This is a genomic window from Chloroflexota bacterium (genome assembly GCA_018648225.1).
GTDB lineage: Bacteria > Chloroflexota > Anaerolineae > Anaerolineales > UBA11858 > NIOZ-UU35.
In genome coordinates, this window is sequence record JABGRQ010000066.1 from 1 (window position 1) to 3,835 (window position 3,835).

The 3,835-nt window shown below is 56.6% G+C and carries 5 protein-coding genes; all 5 read right to left on the reverse strand.

Annotated elements, in window-relative coordinates; all coding sequences use genetic code 11:
• Positions 1-246 precede the first annotated feature (246 nt).
• Positions 247-423 carry a hypothetical protein gene (locus tag HN413_04805; protein ID MBT3389710.1) on the reverse strand — a complete coding sequence of 59 codons (177 nt, stop codon included), beginning with the start codon at positions 421-423 and terminating at the stop codon, positions 247-249.
• Between the two features lie 98 nt (positions 424-521).
• Positions 522-1,409: a hypothetical protein gene (locus HN413_04810; protein ID MBT3389711.1), complete on the reverse strand. Its 888-nt coding sequence runs from the start codon at positions 1,407-1,409 to the stop codon at positions 522-524.
• Between the two features lie 86 nt (positions 1,410-1,495).
• Entirely contained in the window at positions 1,496-2,164 is a 669-nt protein-coding gene (locus tag HN413_04815) for a hypothetical protein (GenBank protein ID MBT3389712.1), read from the reverse strand.
• A gap of 23 nt (positions 2,165-2,187) precedes the next feature.
• Positions 2,188-2,754: a hypothetical protein gene (locus HN413_04820; protein ID MBT3389713.1), complete on the reverse strand. Its 567-nt coding sequence runs from the start codon at positions 2,752-2,754 to the stop codon at positions 2,188-2,190.
• 207 nt (positions 2,755-2,961) lie between these two features.
• On the reverse strand, positions 2,962-3,835 hold an 874-nt coding region (locus HN413_04825; GenBank protein MBT3389714.1), incomplete at its 5' end, for a hypothetical protein.

Sequence of the window (3,835 nt, forward strand, 5' to 3'; positions counted from 1 at the left end):
GTGGCTACCCCGGTGATAAAGACACCCCAATCAGCAGACGCGGCTCGGAAGGCATAGAAACCCGCCAGGGTCATCCCGAAGAGGAGCAGGATGAGAACCGGCATGACGATAGCAAATTCGGCCATGGTTTGACCTCTCTGAGTACGGGGGTGCTGGGGTATCAAGTGTTCCGGTGCCAGGTGGTTCCTGGCGCTTGACACTTGATACCGGCGCCTCCGTGCGCCGACCCTGGCTACTTTCACAATCCTATCCACCGCGTGCGGCGCGCAAGGCGTTGATCCCGCTGTTGAAAGCCGCGATCAATTCTTCCTTGTATTGAGAAATCACGGCCAGCGCCACAACACCCACCGCACCCAGGATCAAGGCGTACTCGGCAAAGTCCTGGGCTTCGGTGTCTTTGATGAATGTTCGGATCAGGTTCATGGAAATATTGCCTCCTCATACTTTTTTTGAACGAATGACCGGGGACGGAAGACGGGAGACGGATTTCACCGGTCGCCTGTCTTCCGTCCTCCGTCCAATTAGTATCTACCCAAAAACGGGCCAACAATCGAAAAGATCAACCCAACCACGGATAGGATGCCAAACAGGCCACTGCGTTGGCGTACCAGGGCGGCCCGGGCTTCGGTGGCTTCCACTACCGAACGGTGGATGGCCTCCCGCAAGGCCTTGATGCTGCTCAGAATCGGGCGGTTGTTGACGAAGAAGTCTTCCACATCCCGCAAAAAAAGGTTAGCTTCCAAATCTTTGGGATCGGGCAGGTGCGCAGCGGTGGTTTGCACGGCTTTGCTGAAATCTTCCACCTCCATACGCGCTACCAGTAACGCCAGCAGGTTACAGAATGGCCCTCCCACCCCGGAAACACGGCGCAGGGCTTCCTGCACACCCGTCCCGGAGGATAAAAGGGCGTGCAGCACGGATAGGCCAATCAGCATATTATTGCGCATGGCCTCGGCGCGCTGTTTTGCCAGCATCCTGAGGTGTACATACGGTCGGCGCAATCCTAGAAACACAAAGACGGCAGCAACGGGCGCAGCCGCCATCGGCATATCCATGAAAAATAAGGCCCCGGCCAGCAAACCGCCAACGGCAAGAAAGATCGAGAATGTGCGCATGGCCACGGCATAGAACTCCCCAGGCGTATCGTAGGGATACCCTGCCCGGCGCAGCATACTGACGACATCCAGCTTGTTCCTGGCTTCAGCCGGATCGAAACGAGCGGGGAATACCGCGATCAGCAGGGCATTCCAGGTGGAGCGGCGCATCGGCGCGGCATCCATTCCTTCGACGTAGGCCCCATCCAGGCGGTAATCCCGCCCGAAGGTGCTCAGCGCGATGGCCGCGGCGGAAGCCAGCTCGAAGGCGAAGACGGCCATGCTGAGGGCGGCCAGGAAGATAAGGAAATTCAAAACGGTGTACTCCTTTGTGGTCGATCTATGACGCTACGGCGAATATATCAAGGATGACGAAAGGGAGGTCGTCAGGTGTCCATCGGCTATCGAACCCGGATGCCGTTGTATAGCCTGACATGCTCGCTATCATTCAACGGAACCGGCAACTGCGAACAGGGGTCGAGCCTGCCCTGTGGGGTGATGCGCCAGACCAGGTAACCCCAGGGATACCAACCGGGCGCCGTAGTCCCGTTACTGGTGATAAAGCGTTGGCTGAAATTCTGGCTAGCTTGTTCAGACCATTCCGCAATATGGCACATGGGGCTGTTACATGCGGAGAAATCCACGCTGCCGTCACGACCTACGAGCGCTCCCTGCATCTCGCCGATGTCTACCCGGAGATAGGTTTGACCGGGGATGAGTTCTTCAAAGGCCTGGCGCTCATCCTGCCAAGAACCCCAGGTGTGGAATTCGCCGCTCCATAACAGGATGCCTGCGGTGACCCATACGGAACGCGGTTCTCCATCGGCCAGGAAGCGTACCCTCACCAGGTCGATTCCGTCCCCGCGGATATCGTAGCGCACGATCTCGGTAGGGATGCCTTCGAACCACCAGCTTTGCGATTTGGGATCGTAGTTGATCCCATCCTGAAATTGGTTCGCAAGGATCGCATCGATTTGAGCAAGGCAGGCTGAAGAAACCCGCTCGGGCGATCGTGGGAATGGGTGCGGGTTCCCTGGAAGGACGCTGAAACCGATCAGCAGCAAAGACACCCATAGCTGGCGGATCATCATGTTTAGATATTCCCCTTCCAGAGTAGCAGCCCATACCCAACCAGCGCCAGGACAAAGCCACCGATAGATGGATAGGTTGTGCCTTTGGCGCGATTGGCCAGCACGGTCCAAAGGCGCAGGCCAAAACCCTGTTGATAGCGCAATGCCAACACCATCAAGGCCCATAATCCCAGGCCTATTCCGATGCAGGCCAGCATCAACCACGACGGGAAAAAGATCATTAGCGCCAATCCGGCCAAGGCGTCTGCCCCGTAGAGAACCCGGACTTCCCAGAGCGCCGTGAAGATCAGCCAACTGGCTGCCAGGGGAATCGCAGCGGGAGAAACCAGAAGCATCAGAACCACGGCCAGCAGCGCGCCGGTGATACGCAGTGACCGGGCTTCGATTTCGGTTGCCATCACGGCTAGAGGGATAATCACAGCCAGCCATATTTGATCGACAGCCACCAGAGAGACGCAACCCGCGCCCAGCGGGATCAGAGAAAACCACACGGGCAGGCGGCGCTGGAATAGATTCCAGCCCGCTTCAAAGGCTAGCCAGATCAAAAGCAGGGGGTAAACGAAATCCATTTGCATCAGCACCACCCAAAACACCAGTAGATATTCAACCAACACGAGAAAGCCAGAAGTGCCAGAAGCACGATCAGCGCGGCGATGGTTTTGGCAGTTTCCCAGCGTTTGGTTTTTGAAAAAGAATCCACGAAGGACACAAAAACCACGAAGATTTTCTTTGGATCACCATATTTTGGAGCTCTTCGTCGATATTTTCCTGGCATATTACCCATCCCCAATGCGCACGGCGTAGTCCAGCACCTGTTCCACGTAGCCGATACCATAACGGCATATCTCTGTCGTGCTGTTTGCAAATTGCTCCCAGGAAAGGATCTCGCCCGGCGACCAGGCTGCAACCAGCGTCTCATACAAACACCCCGATCCGGCGTTGTAGTTATACAATCCCAGTTTCCATAATGTAGGGTAATCCGTCACCGCCAAGGGGATTTGGCCGGTGGCGTTGTACATCACCTGGGTAGCCTGGCGGCAATGGGCCAATAAAGACCAACCAAAGATGCGCACGCTGGCCTGCGCTTTCATTGAATCGATGCCCCCTGTGCATTGCGGGCAGTCCGGATTGATCTGATCAATGGTTGCTGCGAGCAAGGTGTCGCGGTCGAAGAATTCCTCTGTCAAGTAATCGAAATAGGAACCGGATTGATGACAGTCGGTTCCCAGGGTTCTCCGGCAAATATCGGCATACAATTCGGGACTCCAGACCAATGCCGTCTCAACCCCGGAACGCGTCAAATGGCCCAGACCGTATTCGAAATCGAGCTTTGACGCTGGCCAAAACTGGCTTTCCTGGGCGAACAGGCCCTTTAGCAGGCGCGCCGGAACGCGTGTGTCTAGTGCGGCATGGTAGATGGCTTCGTTGAAAATATTTTGCCAGGCTGTCACTTCGGCATTGGCCTGGGTCATCCCGCAAGGGCTGGCTTTGCCGTTAGCGAGTACCCCACCATCCGTGCAAGCATCGGCTTCGGCAAGCCCGGATTCGATCAAGGCGCCGCCCAGGTGGGTAAATCCGAAGGCCGTGACCAACTCGTCGGCGCGATCTGGCCCAACCAGCCAATCTTCCAAATCCATACCCGCTGGGATA